12 protein-coding genes are annotated in these 16586 nt (G+C 69.4%); 4 read left to right on the top strand and 8 right to left on the bottom strand.

The window, feature by feature from the left end; genetic code table 11:
* Positions 1-16: 16 nt before the first annotated feature.
* Positions 17-499: a DUF5709 domain-containing protein gene (locus tag EAS64_RS17100; RefSeq protein WP_145853991.1), complete on the bottom strand. Its 483-nt coding sequence runs from the start codon at positions 497-499 to the stop codon at positions 17-19.
* 217 nt (positions 500-716) lie between these two features.
* Positions 717-1673, bottom strand: coding sequence for a malate dehydrogenase (gene mdh, locus EAS64_RS17095; protein ID WP_145853990.1), 957 nt, complete (start codon positions 1671-1673; stop codon positions 717-719).
* Between the two features lie 139 nt (positions 1674-1812).
* On the opposite strand from mdh, the gene EAS64_RS17090 reads away from it, so the two are divergent.
* Entirely contained in the window at positions 1813-2787 is a 975-nt protein-coding gene (locus EAS64_RS17090; protein WP_145853989.1) for a malate dehydrogenase, read from the top strand.
* Between the two features lie 79 nt (positions 2788-2866).
* Here the strand turns inward: EAS64_RS17090 and EAS64_RS17085 are convergent, their stop codons facing one another.
* A complete protein-coding gene (locus EAS64_RS17085) occupies positions 2867-5056 on the bottom strand; it encodes an NADP-dependent isocitrate dehydrogenase (RefSeq protein ID WP_145853988.1) in 2190 nt (729 codons plus the stop codon).
* 142 nt (positions 5057-5198) lie between these two features.
* Positions 5199-5702: a DUF3017 domain-containing protein gene (locus tag EAS64_RS17080; protein ID WP_187365973.1), complete on the bottom strand. Its 504-nt coding sequence runs from the start codon at positions 5700-5702 to the stop codon at positions 5199-5201.
* Between the two features lie 241 nt (positions 5703-5943).
* Here EAS64_RS17080 and EAS64_RS17075 point away from each other — a divergent pair, with 241 nt between their 5' ends.
* Positions 5944-6636 (top strand): FHA domain-containing protein, encoded by a 693-nt coding sequence (locus tag EAS64_RS17075; protein ID WP_145853986.1) that lies wholly within the window; start codon positions 5944-5946, stop codon positions 6634-6636.
* Here EAS64_RS17075 and EAS64_RS17070 read toward each other — a convergent pair.
* From EAS64_RS17070 to glgP, 4 genes are all read right to left on the bottom strand, one after another.
* Positions 6529-8280, bottom strand: a complete 1752-nt coding sequence (locus EAS64_RS17070; protein WP_145853985.1) for a serine/threonine-protein kinase — start codon at positions 8278-8280, stop codon at positions 6529-6531. The genes EAS64_RS17075 and EAS64_RS17070 overlap by 108 nt on opposite strands.
* 178 nt (positions 8281-8458) lie before the next feature.
* Complete coding sequence (locus EAS64_RS17065) at positions 8459-8872, bottom strand: hypothetical protein (protein WP_222849373.1); 414 nt, start codon at positions 8870-8872, stop codon at positions 8459-8461.
* Positions 8873-8910: 38 nt separating this feature from the next.
* Complete coding sequence (locus tag EAS64_RS17060) at positions 8911-9690, bottom strand: enoyl-CoA hydratase/isomerase family protein (protein ID WP_145853984.1); 780 nt, start codon at positions 9688-9690, stop codon at positions 8911-8913.
* A gap of 249 nt (positions 9691-9939) precedes the next feature.
* Positions 9940-12507 carry an alpha-glucan family phosphorylase gene (gene glgP, locus EAS64_RS17055; RefSeq protein ID WP_145853983.1) on the bottom strand — a complete coding sequence of 856 codons (2568 nt, stop codon included), beginning with the start codon at positions 12505-12507 and terminating at the stop codon, positions 9940-9942.
* A 77-nt stretch (positions 12508-12584) separates the two neighbouring features.
* Between glgP and EAS64_RS17050 the strand changes: the two genes are divergently transcribed.
* Together EAS64_RS17050 and treS are read left to right on the top strand one after the other, a co-directional pair.
* On the top strand, positions 12585-14651 hold the full coding sequence (locus EAS64_RS17050; RefSeq protein WP_187365972.1) for an alpha-1,4-glucan--maltose-1-phosphate maltosyltransferase: 2067 nt from the start codon (positions 12585-12587) through the stop codon (positions 14649-14651).
* Between the two features lie 111 nt (positions 14652-14762).
* On the top strand, positions 14763-16547 hold the full coding sequence (gene treS / locus EAS64_RS17045) for a maltose alpha-D-glucosyltransferase (protein ID WP_145854837.1): 1785 nt from the start codon (positions 14763-14765) through the stop codon (positions 16545-16547).
* The last annotated feature ends 39 nt before the right edge of the window (positions 16548-16586 follow it).

Raw genomic sequence — 16586 nt, 5'->3', positions numbered from 1 at the left:
GGACCGGGGCACGGGCCTACTGCTCGTCGTCGTCGTTCTCGTCGTCCGGGTCGCCGATGAGGTGCACCGCCGCCTCCTCGGCGCTCGCCCCGCCGCCGTCGATCCCGGTGTCGCGCGCGACAAGCTCAGCCTCGGTATCGCGAAGCGTGTCCTCGGGGTCGTCGGTGTCCTCGTCCCCGGTCACCAGCCGCCCGGCCCGCGGGTCGGCGTCGTAGTCCCGCTCGAAGCGGAGCACGTCCCGGTCGGTCGCGTTCTCGTCCCAGTCGTCGTCGTCCGCGTCGTCGTCGAGGTCGGGCTCCTCCTCGGCGAGCAGCTCGTCGAGCGACTCGGAGTCCTCCTCGCCGTTCAGCGCGTACCGCATGGCCGCGGTCCACCGGTCAGGCACGGCGACCCCCCGGTCGAGCGGATCGTCGCCCGGGTTGCCGTCCAGGGTGTCGCTGCCGTCGAGAACCTCGTAGTCCCCGAGGTCCTGGGACTCATGCTTCCTGGAGTCGGGCATAACCACATCCCCTCGTCGCTGGCGTTCCCCTCGCGGCCGCGATGCGGCCGCCTACTGGCCAACCCTAGCCGGGCGCCGGCCGTGCCGGGTCCCGGGTGCGTCCCTTCCCCGGCTTCCCGCCAAGGAGAAATGGTCCAAACCGGGAGAGACAGCCGAACCCGTTCCGGATCAGCTGTCTTTTGATCATGGAATTCAGGTCGCCTGGGCTGCGCCGCGGTTAGAGCGAGGCGACGTCCGCTTGCTTGGCGCGGACCGCCTCGGCTGCCTCGCGCAGGCCGGTCAGCTCGGACTCGGTGAGGTCGCGCTCGACCACCCGCCGCACGCCGCCGGCGCCGATCTCCGCCTCGACGCCCAGGTAGACGCCGCTGATGCCGTACTCGCCTTTGACCCATGCGCAGACCGGCATGACCGCGCCCGAGTCCTCGGCTACGGCCTTCGCCATCCGCGCCGCTGCGGCCGACGGTGCGTAGTACGCCGAGCCGGTCTTGAGCAGCGCGACAACCTCGCCGCCGCCATTGCGGGTGCGGGTGACGAGCGGCTCGATCTCGTCGTCGGAAAGCAGCGAAGACAGCGGCTTGCCGTCCACGGTGCAGGCCGACGGGACGGGGACCATCGTGTCGCCGTGCGAGCCGAGGGTGAGCGTCTTGACCGAGCCGACAGGCACCCCGAGCTTCTCCGCCACGAAGAAGGAGAAGCGGGCCGTGTCCAGCATGCCCGCCTGGCCGAGCACGCGGCCAGGCGGGAAGCCGGAGACCTTGGCGGCCAGCGCGGTCATCTCGTCGAGCGGGTTGGAAACGACGATGACCACGGCCTGCGGCGCGTGCCTGGCGACGTTCTCCACCACCTGGCGGACGATCTTGGCGTTGGTCTCGATCAGGTCCATCCGGCTCATGCCCGGCTTGCGCGGCAGGCCAGCCGTGATCACCACGATGGACGAGCCGGCGATGACCTCGTAGCCCTCACCGCTCGCACCGGTGGTCTGGCCCGTCACCTTGGTCTCGAAGCCCTCGATCGGCCGCGCCTCGTTCAGGTCGAGCGCGAGGCCCTCGGCCCAGCCGTCCCTGATGTCGGTGAGCACAACCTCGTCGAAGATGTCGTACTCGGCCAGCCGCAGCGCGGTGGTCGACCCGTAGAAGCCGGCTCCGATGACGGCTACCTTCCCCTTGCGTGCCATTGCCTGACATCTCCCTGTCTTAGCTGGCAGAGTCTCTCGACGTGCTGTCGCGGCGCGCAGGTCGTTGTCCGCCCCGCTCGCGCCGGTGTGAGGGACCGTACACCCCTCGCCGCATTAGCAGACTGTAGCCTTTCCTGTCATGAGTACCCCTGTAACCGTGACAGTGACCGGTGCGGCCGGTCAGATCGGCTATGCCCTGTTGTTCCGTATCGCTTCCGGACAGCTTCTCGGGTCTGACGTGCCGGTCCGGCTGCGGCTCCTGGAGATCACCCCGGCCCTGCAGGCGGCCGAGGGCACCGCGATGGAACTGAACGACGGCGCCTTCCCCCTGCTGGCCAGCATCGACATCACCGACGACCTCAAGACCGCCTTCGACGGCGCGAACGTTGCCCTGCTGGTGGGCGCGCGACCGCGCACGGCGGGCATGGAGCGCGGTGATCTGCTGGCAGCCAACGGCGGGATCTTCGGGCCGCAGGGCAAGGCGATCAACGAGCACGCGGCAAGCGACATCAAGGTTCTGGTGGTCGGCAACCCGGCCAACACCAACGCGCTGATCGCCCAGCACAGCGCGCCCGATGTGCCCGCGAACCGCTTCACCGCGATGACCAGGCTTGACCATAACCGCGCGATCTCGCAGCTTGCGGCCAAGCTGTCCGTCCCGGTGACCGCGATCGAGCACCTGACCATCTGGGGCAACCACTCCGCCACCCAGTACCCCGACCTGTACAACACGGTGGTGAACGGCCGCAGCGCCGCCGAGCAGGTGGACGAGGAGTGGCTCACCGGGACGTTCATCCCCGAGGTCGCCCAGCGAGGCGCGGCGATCATCAAGGCACGCGGCGCTTCCTCGGCCGCCTCCGCCGCCAGTGCCGCCATTGACCACGTGTACGACTGGGTTAACGGCACCGACTGGACGTCCGCCGCCGTCGTCTCTGACGGTTCCTACGGCGTGCCAGCAGGCCTGATCAGCTCCTTCCCGGTACGCTCGGCCGACGGCGAGTGGGAGATCATCCAGGGCGTGCCGGTCAACGACTTCTCCCGCGGCAAGATCGACGCCTCCGTCGCCGAGCTAGCCGCCGAGCGGGACGCCGTCAGGGAACTCGGCCTCATCTAGTCTCACGTTGCGACAAGGCCCCCGTACCGTCCAGGTTCCGGGGGCCTTGCCATGTCCGTTCCGGGGGTCGTCCCCCGGGCTACAACTGCGCGATGGCGTCGTTGAAGGTCTGCGAGGGACGCATCACCGCGGCCGCCTTCTCGTCGTCGAGCAGGTAGTAGCCGCCGATATCGGCGGGCTTGCCCTGGACCGCGAGGAGCTCCTCGACGATGGCGGGCTCGTTCGCCGCCAGTGTCCCGGCCAGTCCCTTGAACGCCGCGGCGAGCTCGGCATCTTCGGTCTGCGCGGCCAGCTCCTGGGCCCAGTACAGCGCCAGGTAGAAGTGCGAGCCGCGGTTGTCGATCGTGCCGAGCTTGCGGCCCGGGCTGCGGTCCTCGTCGAGGAACGTGCCGGTCGCCCGGTCGAGCGTGTCGGCGAGCACCTTGGCTGCCGGGTGGCCGGCGAAGTCGGCGTACTGCTCGAAGGACGGCACAAGCGCGAAGAACTCGCCCAGTGAATCCCAGCGCAGGTAGTTCTCCTCCACGAGCTGCTGCACATGCTTGGGAGCTGAGCCGCCCGCGCCGGTCTCGAAGAGGCCGCCGCCGGCGATCAGCGGCACGACGGAAAGCATCTTCGCTGACGTGCCGACCTCGAGAATCGGGAACAGGTCGGTGTTGTAGTCGCGCAGCACGTTGCCGGTCACGGAGATCGTGTCGAGCCCGCGGCGCATGCGCTCAAGCGAGTACTCGGTAGCGAGCTCGGGCGAGAGGATCCTGATTTCCAGCCCGGTGGTGTCGTGCTCGGGCAGGTAGGCGTTCACCTTCTTGATGAGCTCTGCGTCGTGTGCGCGGGACTCGTCAAGCCAGAAGATCGCCGGGGTCTGGGCGGCGCGGGCCCGCGTGACCGCGAGCTTCACCCAGTCGCGGACCGGGATGTCCTTGGTCTGGCAGGCACGCCAGATGTCGCCGGTCTCGACGTCGTGGCTGAGCAGGACGTCCCCGGCCCGGTTGGAGACGGTGACGGTGCCGTCCGCCGGGATCTCGAAGGTCTTGTTGTGCGAGCCGTACTCCTCCGCGGCCTGCGCCATGAGGCCGACGTTGGGCACGGTGCCGATCTTCGCGGGGTCGAGCGGGCCGTTCCGCTTCACGTCTTCGATGACGGTCGCGTAGATCCCGGCATACGAGGAATCGGGGATGACCGCGAGGGTGTCGTCTTCGGCGCCGTCAGCCCCCCACAGCTTGCCGCCGTTGCGGATCAGGGCCGGCATGGACGCATCCACGATGACGTCGCTCGGCACGTGCAGCCCGGTGATCCCCTTGGCGGAGTTCACGTACGACAGCCGCGGACCCGACGCCAGCGCGGCGTCGAAGGCGTCCTTGATCTCCGCGCCGTGCGGCAGCGACGGCAGCCCGGCCAGGATCGCACCGAGGCCGTCATTGGGCGAGAGGCCAGCGGCCGCGAGGTCGTCGCCGTACTTGTCGAAGACGTCGGCGAAATACGCCTTAACCACGTGGCCGAAGATGATCGGGTCGGAGACCCTCATCATGGTCGCCTTCAGGTGCACCGAGAACAGGACGTCCTCGGCCTTCGCCGTCGCCAGCGCGTTGACCAGGAAGGCCCGGAGGTTGGCGGCCTGCATGACCGTGGCATCGATGACCTCGCCTGCCAGCACCGGGAGCGACTGCAGCAGCACCTTGCGCTCACCGGCGATGGTCTCAAAGACGATCTTGAGCGTGTCGTCGGCGGGCAGCGTGACCGACTTCTCATTGGCCCTGAAGTCGTGGGCGCCCATCGTGGCCACGGAAGTCTTCGAGCCCGCGCCGAACGGCTTGTTGCGGTGCGGGTGCTTGCGCGCGTACGCCTTCACCGGCAGCGGGGCGCGCCGGTCGGAGTTGCCCTGGCGCAGCACCGGGTTGACCACCGAGCCGATGGCCTTGCCGTACTTCGCCCGGATCTCGGTCTCCTCATACGTCGCCGGCACCTCCGGGTAGTCCGGCAGGGCGAACCCCTTGCCCCGCAGCTCCTTGATGGCCGCCTTGAGCTGCGGGACCGAGGCGGAGATGTTGGGCAGCTTGACGATGTTGGCAGCGGGCTCTTCCGCCAGCTGACCGAGCTCGGTCAGCGCGTCGTCGGCCAGGCCGAACTGAGCGAGGATGCGTCCCGCCAGCGAGATGTCACGGGTCTCGATCTCGACACCGGCCTTATGGGCGTAGGCGGAGACGATCGGGAGGAAGGAATACGTCGCAAGCAGCGGCGCCTCGTCGGTTTTGGTGTAGATGATCGCGGCCATCGCGTTGTGCGCTCCTGCTCTGAATAATTCTTCTCGACGTCAAGATACCTGCCGAACCCGGCTAAGGAAAGAAAACGGTGTCGCGCGCCCGCCCCGGAGGAACCCGCCGTCGCAGCCCGGTGGACTAACCGGCCTTCGCCCCCTATCGCGGCAGTACCAGCCCCAAGACAAGCAGGCCGAGGCCGAAGACTGCGAGCGTGAGCACATCCGTCGCCCGTTTCCGCGTGGCGAGCAGCCTGGCGAGCCGGGCGGGCAGCAGCAGCCGGGCGACGGCGGCGGCGAGCAGCGCGGCGCCGAGGACAGCAGCGCCATCACCGCCGCCCGCGGAGCCATCGCGCCAGGCGATGTACACCCCGACCACGGCACAGACCAGGACAGCCAGGTACGGAACGAACCCGACAATACTCCGGTCCTCTCGCATATGCCCTGCCTCTGTCCCTGATGAGGACGCAGCCGCCTGCTCGGGCACCGCGGAGGTGGCCTGAGTCTGTTGAAAGGCCTGCACGGGCCGCGCGGCGGCGCCCCAGTGGCCCGCCAGCGGCGCATCGGCCGCCGGCGCCGCCTGGTGAGCGACGGCGTCCGCGTCCCGTCGCGGGGGCCGTGACCGGGGGTAGCCATCCCGTCCCTGCTGGATGTCGGGTGTCATGATCGTCTCCCGCGCGGCCAGCCGCATGCCGACGGCCGGCCTTCTGGCTGCTCGCTCCGCAGTTTACCGGCGGCGCAGCAGAAAGCGCGCGCGGTCCCCGCCCACCGGGCGCCCCCGTGGCCGGGCGCCGGCGATTGCCGCCATCCGCCTGCTATCGGCCCGTTTCGCGGCTCGGATACCCGGGGGACACTAACGATAGAGTGAGATATGGGTCACGTAATAGTGAGACGGGAGAGTCTGGGTGGATACTCCTTCCATTCGCGTTGAGGACAGCGGCGAAGTAATTCCGCTGCACGGCGAGGTGACGACGGTCGGGCGTGGCCTCGCCTCGGACATCAGACTCGATGACCCGAGCGTTTCCCGGCTGCACGCGGAAATCGTCCGCCGCGGCCTGTGCTATTACGTGGCCGATCTCGGATTATCACGTAACGGCACGCGAGTTAACGGGCGTCCTGTCGCCCGCCGCGTGCTCGAGGACGGTGACGTACTGAGCTTCGGCTCGGCCCGGTGCCGGATCGAGGGGCTCCCCACCGAGGAGCTGGCGGCCGAGTCGGAGCTGCGCCGCTCCGCCGCGCCCGAGCTAACCAGGCGCGAATTGGACGTGCTGATCTCGCTGTGCCGTCCCGCGCTGTCCGACGACGCGTTCGTGACCCCGGCCACGGCGCGGGAGATCGCGGGTGACCTCGTAGTCACGGAGGCGGCAGTCAAACAGCATCTGCTGCGGCTTTACGCGAAGTTCCGGATTCCCGAGGGCACGAACCGGCGGACCAGGCTCGCCAACGAGGTGATCGCGCTCGGCCTTGTCCGGCCGCTCGCCGAGCACGGCTCAGGGCAGGTGCAGCATGCCCACGGTGTGCCGCAGCAGCCACCCCTGGACGGAGTGCAGGGTTCCGCCGAGGGACGGCAGCCCGGGCAGCAGGTGCGGGATCGTTGAGCTTGTCGCCGGCCAGATGAGCGGCGGCTGAGAGAGCATGGAGGACACGACGGCGAGCGCCAGGGCCCAGCAGGAGATGAAGGCGACGGCCAGGGTGGCCCTGGTCCTGATGACCGCCGCGCTCATCCGCCGCAGCTGCCGCCGCGGCGCGGCGGAGCCCGGCCCCACGCAGTAGAGCGCGACGGCCGCGCCCGCCGCCCAGCTCCCCGCGCCGGGCAGCGTCGTCGTCTTGGCGAACGCCACGGACGCCGCCGCGGCGAGCGCCGCGACGATGATGGCCAGCGGCGCGAGCAGGACCGTGGTGAGCGCGGCGCGGACCACGGTCCACGGTGCCGTCACGATCACGATCACGATGTCGCTCGGCCGCACGCCGCGCAGGCTGCGCCGCTCGGCGAGCGAGTGCTGCGCCCGGTCGACCGCGCGCAGCAGGGTGATGACGGCAAGCGAGAACGCCGTCCCCGCCACCGGGAGCAGCACGCTGAGGCTCACCGCGGCGACGCCCGCCGCCAGGCTGAGCAAACCGAGCCCGCGCGGCTGCCAGTCCGGCTGCTGCGGCAGGGCCTGCTGCGGCGCGCTCGGCGCACGCCTGGCCGGCGCGGGCGGCGGAGCCACCGGCGGCAGCAGGTCGGCCACGTCGCGCGCGACCTGCGCGGGCGAACGGTATTCGGCCCCCGGCGGGAAGGCCGCGGGGACGGCAGGCGCGGGGATGACCGGTGCCGGGAAGGCGGGAGCGGCCGCGGGGTCAAGGCGCGTCGGCTGCGACGGGTAGTCCGTCAGGGTCGCGGCCATCCCGGGCAGGGCAGGCGACGCGCCGTTGAGGCCGTCCATCCCGTGCGCGCCGTTCAGCGGCGGCATGCCGAGCCGCCCCGCGAGCCACCGGGCGGCCGGCCTGGCCTGCGGGTCGACGGACAGCGCGGCGGCGACGTACGGCAGCAGATGCCGCGGTATCCCGTCCAGGTCCGCCTGGCCCTCGAGCACGCGGAAGAAGATCGTCTGGTAGTTGCCGCTGCCGAACGGCTGGCGCCCCGTCGCCGCGTACGCCACCGTGGTGCCCCAGGAGTGCACGTCGGACGCGCCGCTTGCCGCTCTGCCCTGGATCACCTCTGGCGCCAGGTAGCCGGGCGTGCCCATCACGAGACCGGTCTGGGTCAGCCGGGTCGCGTCAGGCACGTGCGCGATGCCGAAGTCGATCACGACCGGCCGCCCGTCGTCGAGCATGACGTTGCCTGGCTTGAGGTCGCGGTGCACCACGCCCGCCGCGTGAATGGCGGTCAGCGCCTCGGCGAGGCCCTCGGCAAGGCGGTCGAGCGCCGTGCCACGTAGCGGCCCTATCTCGCGGACCGTCTCGTCCAGCGTCCTGCCGGGGACGTACCTGGTCACCACGTAGGGCGAGTCGCCGGTCAGGTTGGCGTCGATCACCTCGGCGACGTGCCGGTTCCTGACCCGGCGCATGGTCTCCACCTCGCGCGCCAGGCGCTGCCTGGCGTTCGGGTCGCTGGCCACCGCGGGGCCAAGCACCTTGACCGCGACCCGGCGCCTGTCCGGGTCCATGCCAAGGTAGACAACGCCCATACCGCCCTCCCCGATCTTGTCGATCAGGCGGTAGGGGCCGATCTTGCGCGGGAGTGAATCCAGTGCGGCCATCGTGCTCTCAGGGTAAGCGCTGTTTTTCTCCGGGGGGCGTCCCCCCGTACCCCCCGTTGTCGCGCCGGAGCGGCGCGCTGGCAAAACCGCCAGCTTAGGGCGCCCCTCCTGCGCGCCAAAGCACGGGCAGTGACCCTTAAATACCCCCGTAGCGCCACGGGGTACCTGGTAAGGGAAGTTACGAACCGATTACAAGGCGCCGCAAGGCGGCCGCCGCCTGCGCGTTGGACTCCGCGTGATCCATCAGCGCGCTGGCAAGCGCGCTCGCCCACTGCTGGATCGGCACGACCTGCCGGGACAGCACCACGCCGCGAACCTCACGGCAGATCTCCGCGACCGGCCGGCCGTTCTTCACGGCGAGCGTCATCACCTGGTCGCCGAGGTGCACCTCCACCCTGGAGACCTCGCCGGGGCGGCCGCGCATCCGGTCGGACATGGACCGCTCGCGCTCCACGGTCACGTACTCGGGCGGCAGCGCCTCGCTCAGCGACTTGGTGAGGACACTCGCGTAGATGGCGGTGTCGGCGCTGTCCAGCCGCAATGCGGCCGTGACCATCTCAAGCGAGAGCGCGTCGTCAGCAGGCTCAGTCACGTACCGAGTATTTCACTCCCAATCGCGCGCCTTGACCGCTACCGCCCCTCGAAGACTGCCTTTCCCGGGCCGTTCTCCATGAAACTGCGCATACCGTTCTTCTGGTCCTCGGTGGCGTACAGCGACGCGAAGTGGAGCCGCTCGATGTCGAGCCCGGTCGCCAGGTCGACCTCGAGTCCCCTGTCGATCGCCTGCTTGGCCGCGCGCAGCGCGACCGCCGGGCCGTTGGCGTACTGCGCGGCCATGTCCCGCGCCGCCTGGTACACCTCAGCGTCCGGCACCACCTTGTCGGCGAGCCCGATCGCGAGCGCCTCGGCGGCGGCGACGTGACGGCCGGTGAAAATCAGGTCCTTGGCCTTGGCCGGGCCGATCAGCCGGGGCAGCCGCTGCGTGCCGCCCGCGCCGGGGATTACGCCGAGCTGGATCTCCGGCTGGCCGACCTTCGCGGACTCGCCGAGCACCCGGAAGTCCGCGCAGAGGGCGAGCTCGAGGCCGCCGCCGAGCGCGTAGCCGGTGATGGCCGCGATGACCGGCTTGGGGATGCCCGCCACGTCGTTGAGCGCGGCCTGCAGCCGCGCCGCGTACGCCGCCATCTCGGCGACGCCGAGCGGCGCCATCTCCTTGATGTCGGCGCCGGCCGCGAACACCCGCTCGCCGCCGTACACGATCACCGCGCGGATCGCGCCGTCGCCGGACACTTCCGCCGCGGCTGCCGCGATCTCGCCGCTGACCTGCGCGTTGAGCGCGTTCATCTTCGGCCGGTCCAGCCGGATCGTCGCGATCTGGCCGTCCACCTCAACCCGGACGAACTCGCCCACGTTCCCCACCCTTCACAGGACTCACAGGTCCGCGGCGTGGCCGCAGGCCCGATGGTTGTGACAGCCATACGCCCCTGACCGTATCGCTGTCACAACCATCCGCCTGGGCCGGGGCGTCGGTGGGACGGAAGGGGCCGGCGGGACGCAGCTCTTGCTGCGACCTCGGGGGTACGGGGGGTCGTCCCCCCGGAAGATGAGGCTGATTAGCGCGCCCGATACGATGGCGCCTTTTGCCATCGGGCGCGCTAATCAGCGCAGATCGCCGGTTGACATGCCGGCCGGGGCGTCCGGGTAGGTGACCAGGCCCAGGTCGGCGCGGCTGGCGAGCAGCGGGTGCGACGGGAGAACACGGACCGTGTAGCCGAACGGGCCCGGCTGTCCCAGCTCCACCGAACCGGAGAACCGGCCCGGCGAGGACTCGTCGGCCGCGAGCGTCACGCACGACGGCTCGGTGAGCTCGTCGTCGTCGCCGAGGCGGCCGTAGACCAGCTCGACCCGGACGTCGTGCGGCGACAGGTCGCCGAGCGAGGCCATCACCCGGACGTCGAGCACCGCGCCGAGCGACGGCTCCGCGCCGTCGGCCTCGACGTGCTCGATCCGCACCGCGGGCCACGCCTGGCGCACTCGCGCCTTCCACACCGCGAGGCTGCGGGCAGCGCTGCCGCCGTCCGCGGCCAGGGCGCGCGAGGAGCGCGCGGCCGGCGTGTACAGCCGGTTCACGTAGTCGCCCACCATGCGGTCCGCCTGGACGAGCGGCCCGAGCGTGCGCAGGTTGTGCCTGACCATCTGCACCCAGCCGTGCGGCACGCTGTCCGCGCCCGCGTCGTAGAACAGCGGCGCCACCGACTTGGCGATCAGCTCGTAAAGCGCGGACGCCTCGAGCTCGTCCCTGCGGGCCGGGTCCTCGACGCCGTCCGCGGTGGGAATCTCCCAGCCGTTGCCGCCGTCGTACCACTCGTCCCACCAGCCGTCCCGCACCGACAGGTTCAGGCCGCCGTTGAGCGCCACCTTCATGCCGGACGTGCCGCAGGCCTCGAGCGGGCGCAGCGGGTTGTTCAGCCAGACGTCGGCGCCCTGGACCAGGAAGCGGGCCAGCGCCATGTCGTAATCGGGGAGGAAGACGATCCTGCGCCGCACAGCCTCCGCGTCGGCGAACCTGACCATCTGCTGGATCAGCCGCTTGCCGCCCTCGTCCGCCGGGTGCGCCTTGCCGGCGATCACGATCTGGATCGGCCGGTCCGGGTCGAGCAGCAGCCCGGCAAGCCGCTGCGGGTCGTTGAGCATCAGCGTCAGCCGCTTGTACGACGGCACGCGGCGGGCGAACCCGATCGTCAGCACGTTCTCGTCGAGCACGTCGTCGATCCAGGTCAGCTCGGCGCCCGAGGCGCCGCGCTGGCGCCACGACTCGCGCAGCCGCCGCCTGGTCTCCGTCACGAGCCTGGCACGCAGCTGCCGCCTGATCCCCCACAGCAGCGATGCGTCCGCGGATGCCGCGCGCTCCGCATCGCCGAGGTCGGACACCTCGCCCGCCACCCAGGTCGGCGCGTGCACGCCGTTGGTGATCGAGCCGATCGGCACCTCTGCCGTGTCGAAGCCGGGCCACAGGCCCGCGAACATCTCCCGGCTCACCTGGCCGTGCAGCACCGAGACGCCGTTGACCCGCTGCGCCAGCCGCATGCCCATGACGGCCATGTTGAACACGTGCGGGTCGCCGCCCGGATAGGTCTCCGCGCCGAGCGCGAGCACCCGGTCGAGCGGCAGGCCGCCGTCGACGTGGACGAAGTACCGCTCGATCAGCTCGCGGGGGAAGCGGTCGATGCCCGCGGGCACGGGCGTGTGCGTGGTGAAGACCGTGCCCGCCCGGGACAGCTCAAGCGCCTCGTCGAAGGACAGCCCGGCGGCCAGGTACTCCCTGATCCGCTCGAGGCCGAGGAAGCCGGCGTGCCCCTCATTGGTGTGGAACACCTCAGGCTCCGGGTGCCCGGTGATCCCGCAGAACGCGCGGACCGCGCGGACGCCGCCGATGCCGAGCAGCAGTTCCTGGCGGAGCCGGTGCTCGGTGCCGCCGCCGTAGAGCCGGTCAGTCACCTCCTGCAGCGCGGGCTCGTTCTCCTCCAGGTAGGAGTCGAGCAGCAGCAGCGGGACGCGGCCCACCAGGGCGAGCCACACCTGCGCCGTGAGCTGCGACCCATCGGCGAGTGCCACGGAGACCCGGACCGGGTCGCCGTCCGGATGACGGAGCAGGGTGAGCGGCAGGCCGTTGGGATCGTCGGCCGGATAGCGCTCGGCCTGCCAGCCGTCGGCCGACAGTGACTGCGTAAAGTAACCATGCCGGTACAGCAGCCCCACGCCGATGATCGGCACGCCGAGGTCGCTCGCCGACTTCAGGTGGTCGCCGGCCAGGATGCCGAGCCCGCCCGAGTACTGCGGCAGCACAGCGGTGATGCCGTACTCCGGCGAGAAGTAGGCGATCGCCCTCGGCATCGCACCGATGTCGGCCGCGCCCTCCTTAGGGGCGTTAGCCGACTGGTACCAGCGCGGCTCGTTCCGGTAAACCTGCAGGTCAGCGACTGCTTCGTCAAGGCGTCGGAGGAAATCTCCGTTATCAGCGAGCGCACTGAGCTGCGCTGGGCGCATCGAGCTGAGCATCGCCACCGGATCACCGCCGGAGGCGGCCCAGCCTGCCGGGTCGATCGACTTGAACAGCTCAACTGTCGGCTGGTGCCAGGACCAGCGGAGGTTCAGCATCAGGTCATGCAGCGGCGCGAGGGGCTGCGGCAGGGTTACGCGGACGGTGAAACGTCGGATCGCTCTCACGGTGAGTCATCTTATGGCGTGTCTATTACGACGGGGTCCGCGTTCCCTCGCGAACTGAGACTGGGTACGTTATCTAAGTGATCGGACGCATCCCCATTCTGGACATCGAGCCCGCGGTGGAATGCGGGCGCCGCCAGGCGAAGGCGGTCGTCGGCGAGACCCTCCAAGTCAGTGCCACGATCATCGTGGAAGGGCACGGCGTGCTCGGCGCCGGAGTGGTGCTGCGAGATCCCGAGGGCAGGCTCGGCCCGCTGGTCCGGATGCGCGAGCTCAGCCCTGGCAGCGACCGGTACGGCGCCGACGTGACCGTGACAAGCGAGGGCATCTGGTACTTCCACGTGGAATCGTGGGCGGACCCCATCGCGCACTGGGACCACGACGCGGGCATCAAGATCCCGCGCGGCCAGGACGTCGAGCTGATGCTCGCCGAGGGCGCGCTGCTGTTCGAGCGCGCGGCGCGGTCGATCAGGCAGCCGCCAGGCGCCGCGCGCCCCGCGGCCGCGCGCAGCAGCCTCATGACACTCGCCAGGAGGCTGCGCGACCGGAGCCTGCCGCCCTGGGACCGGCTCGACGCGACCCGGGCGCCGCGGATCACCGCCATCCTCGGCGAATACCCGCTCCGCGACCTGGTGACCAGGTCCGGGCGGCTGCCGGTGCGGGTGGAGCGGCAGCGGGCGCTCTACGGGTCCTGGTATGAGTTCTTCCCGCGCTCCGAGGGCGTGCAGTTCGACCCGATGGGCCGCAGGGAGCCGATCTCCGGCACGCTGCGCACCGCGGCCCGCAGGCTCGAGGCGATCGCCGAGATGGGCTTCGACGTCGTCTACCTGCCGCCGGTGCACCCCATCGGCACCACCTTCCGCAAGGGACGGAACAACACCCTCGAGGCACGCCAGGGAGACCCGGGCGTGCCATGGGCAATCGGCGCCCCCGAGGGGGGTCACGACGCCATCCATCCGGACCTCGGCACGTTCGCTGACTTCGACGCGTTCGTCGCGCGGGCCAGGGAACTCGGCATGGAGGTGGCGATCGACCTGGCGCTGCAGGCCTCGCCCGACCACCCGTGGGTGAAGGAACACCCGGAGTGGTTCACCACGCGAGCGGACGGTTCGATCGCCTATGCGGAGAACCCGCCCAAGAAGTACCAGGACATCTTCCCGCTCAACTTCGACAACGACCCCGAGGGGATCTACGCGGAGATCGAGCGGATCGTCCGGCTGTGGATGGGTCACGGCGTGCGCATTTTCCGCGTCGACAACCCGCACACCAAGCCGGTGCGGTTCTGGGAGCGGCTGCTCACCGCCATCCGGCAGACCGACCCCGACGTGCTGTTCCTCGCCGAGGCGTTCACCAGGCCCGCGATGATGGCAACCCTCGGCATGGTCGGCTTCCACCAGTCCTACACGTACTTCACCTGGCGCAACACAAGCGACGAGCTGACCGGGTACCTGCGTGAGCTGTCGGGACCTGCCTCCGCCTACATGCGGCCCAACTTCTTCGCCAACACACCGGACATCCTGAACGAGTACCTGCAGCACGGCGGTCCCGCCGCGTTCAAGATTCGTGCTGTCCTCGCTGCCATGCTTAGCCCCAGCTGGGGTATCTATTCCGGCTATGAGCTATGTGAGAACACTCCGCTCCGTCCGGGCAGCGAGGAGTACCTCGACTCGGAGAAGTACCAGTACCGGCCGCGCGACTGGGACACGGCGGCACGGGACGGACTGGGCATAAGCGGATATATCGCTGACCTTAACCGGATCCGACGGTCGCATGTGGCATTGCACTGGCTGCGTAATCTACGCTTTCATCACGTAGATCAGCCGGAGCTGATCTGCTTCTCCAAACGCGTCAACGGGGCCAGTAGGAGCACGGAGAGATCCTCCGGTGAGGCAACGCCGCGAGCGGGGGGGCAGGGCGGGGACGCCGCAGACACCGTCCTAGTCGTTGTGAATCTTGACCCGCACCAGGCCAGGGAGGCCACGGTGTGGCTTGACATGCCCGCGCTGGGAATGGACTGGCACGATGGGTTGTCCGTAACGGATGAACTCACCGGCGAGAACTTCAGCTGGGGCCAAGCCAACTACGTGCGCCTAGACCCAGCGGTGCAACCTGCACACATCTTCACCGTTTCGCGTGAGCAAGGCTGACCAGAGTGGGGTAAGCCCCGGCATGCGGCGGTAGCGCACATCCAGGAGAGTCACGCCGTGTCAGAGCACGAGCCGGCTATCGATCTTCCCGCAGCACATGAAGCGGTCACCATGCCGCCGTTCGCCGCGCCGCCGGGGGAGCGCGTTCCCGACTTCACCCTCGACAGTCCAAGAGACCCGGACTGGTACAGGCGCGCGGTCTTCTACGAGGTGCTTATCCGCGGGTTCCAGGACGCGAACGGCGACGGCACCGGCGACATCAGGGGACTCACGTCGCGGCTCGACTATCTCCAGTGGCTGGGCATCGACTGCATCTGGCTGCTGCCGATCTACCAGTCGCCGCTGCGCGACGGCGGTTACGACATCGCCGACTACCTGGAGATCCTGCCCGAGTACGGCAACATCGCGGACTTCGTCGAGTTGATCGAGCAGTCGCACAAGCGCGGCATCCGGATCATCGCCGACCTGGTCATGAACCACACCAGCGAGGCGCACCCGTGGTTCCAGGCCAGCAGGAGCGACCCGGACGGGCCGTTCGGCGACTTCTACGTCTGGGCGGACACCCCGGACAAATACGCCGACGCGCGGATCATCTTCGTCGACACCGAGACCTCGAACTGGACGTTCGACCCGGTGCGGGGCCAGTACTACTGGCACCGGTTCTTCTCGCACCAGCCGGACCTGAACTTCGAGAATCCCAGGGTCCAGGACGCGATGATTGAGGTGCTCAAGTTCTGGCTCGACCTCGGCATCGACGGGTTCCGCCTCGACGCCGTGCCCTACCTCTACGAGCGCGAGGGCACCAACTGCGAGAACCTCAAGGAGACGCACGAATACCTCAAGCGCGTCCGCACCGAGGTCGACGCCAACTACCCAGACCGGGTGCTGCTCGCCGAGGCCAACCAGTGGCCGGCCGACGTGGTGCAGTACTTCGGCGACGAGGAGACCGGCGGCAACGAATGCCACATGGCGTTCCACTTCCCGCTGATGCCGCGCATCTACATGGCGGTCCGCAGGGAGCAGCGGTACCCGATCTCGGAAATCCTGGCCCAGACGCCGAAGATTCCCGAGTCCTGCCAGTGGGGCATCTTCCTGCGCAACCACGACGAGCTCACGCTCGAGATGGTGACCGACGAAGAGCGCGACTACATGTACAAGGAGTACGCCAAGGACCCCCGGATGAAGGCCAACATCGGCATCCGGCGGCGCCTTGCCACGCTCCTCGACAACGACCGCAACCAGCTCGAGCTGTTCACCGCGCTACTGCTGTCGCTGCCCGGCTCGCCCGTCATGTACTACGGCGACGAGATCGGCATGGGCGACAACATCTGGCTCGGCGACCGTGACGGCGTGCGGACGCCCATGCAGTGGACGCCTGACCGTAACGGCGGCTTCTCCACTACCGACCCGCAGCGGCTGTACCTGCCGCCTGTCATGGACCCTATCTACGGCTACCAGGCGCTCAACGTCGAGGCGCAGCAGCGGCACCCGCAGTCACTGCTGCACTGGACCCGGCGGATGATCGAGATCAGGAAGCGGCACCCGGTCTTCGGACTCGGTGCCTACGAGGAGCTGACAAGCAGCAACCCGAGCGTGCTCGCATTCGTCCGCGAGTACGACGCCGCGGGGAGCATCGCCGCGCAGCGGCTGGCCAGCGAGCACGGCAGCCACCTGGAGCACGACTCGGCGGACCGGATCCTGTGCGTCAACAACCTGTCCCGCTTCCCGCAGCCCGTCGAGCTCGACCTGCGCAGGTTCATCGGCATCAGTCCGGTCGAGTGCATGGGCGGCGTCACGTTTCCGCCGATTGGGGAGCTTCCGTACCTCCTCACTCTGCCCGGACATGGCTTCTACTGGTTTCAGCTGCCTCCCGCGAGGGAGGAACAAGACCGATGAACCGCATGTGATCTAATTTGTCGATCCCCCGGAAATCAG

Source organism: Trebonia kvetii (genome assembly GCF_007827045.1).
GTDB classification, from domain to species: Bacteria; Actinomycetota; Actinomycetes; order Streptosporangiales; family Streptosporangiaceae; genus Trebonia; species Trebonia kvetii.
The sequence above is the reverse complement of the archived record's forward strand: the minus strand, read 5'-3'. Positions and strand labels throughout refer to the sequence as shown.

Bases quoted from the DNA above. Each gene is read 5' to 3' on its own strand.
- EAS64_RS17100 (WP_145853991.1), bottom strand. From the start codon at position 499: ATGCCCGACTCCAGGAAGCATGAGTCCCAGGACCTCGGGGACTACGAG.
- mdh (WP_145853990.1), bottom strand. From the start codon at position 1,673: ATGGCACGCAAGGGGAAGGTAGCCGTCATCGGAGCCGGCTTCTACGGG.
- EAS64_RS17090 (WP_145853989.1), top strand. From the start codon at position 1,813: ATGAGTACCCCTGTAACCGTGACAGTGACCGGTGCGGCCGGTCAGATC.
- EAS64_RS17085 (WP_145853988.1), bottom strand. From the start codon at position 5,056: ATGGCCGCGATCATCTACACCAAAACCGACGAGGCGCCGCTGCTTGCG.
- EAS64_RS17080 (WP_187365973.1), bottom strand. From the start codon at position 5,702: ATGACACCCGACATCCAGCAGGGACGGGATGGCTACCCCCGGTCACGG.
- EAS64_RS17070 (WP_145853985.1), bottom strand. From the start codon at position 8,280: ATGGCCGCACTGGATTCACTCCCGCGCAAGATCGGCCCCTACCGCCTG.
- treS (WP_145854837.1), top strand. From the start codon at position 14,763: ATGCCGCCGTTCGCCGCGCCGCCGGGGGAGCGCGTTCCCGACTTCACC.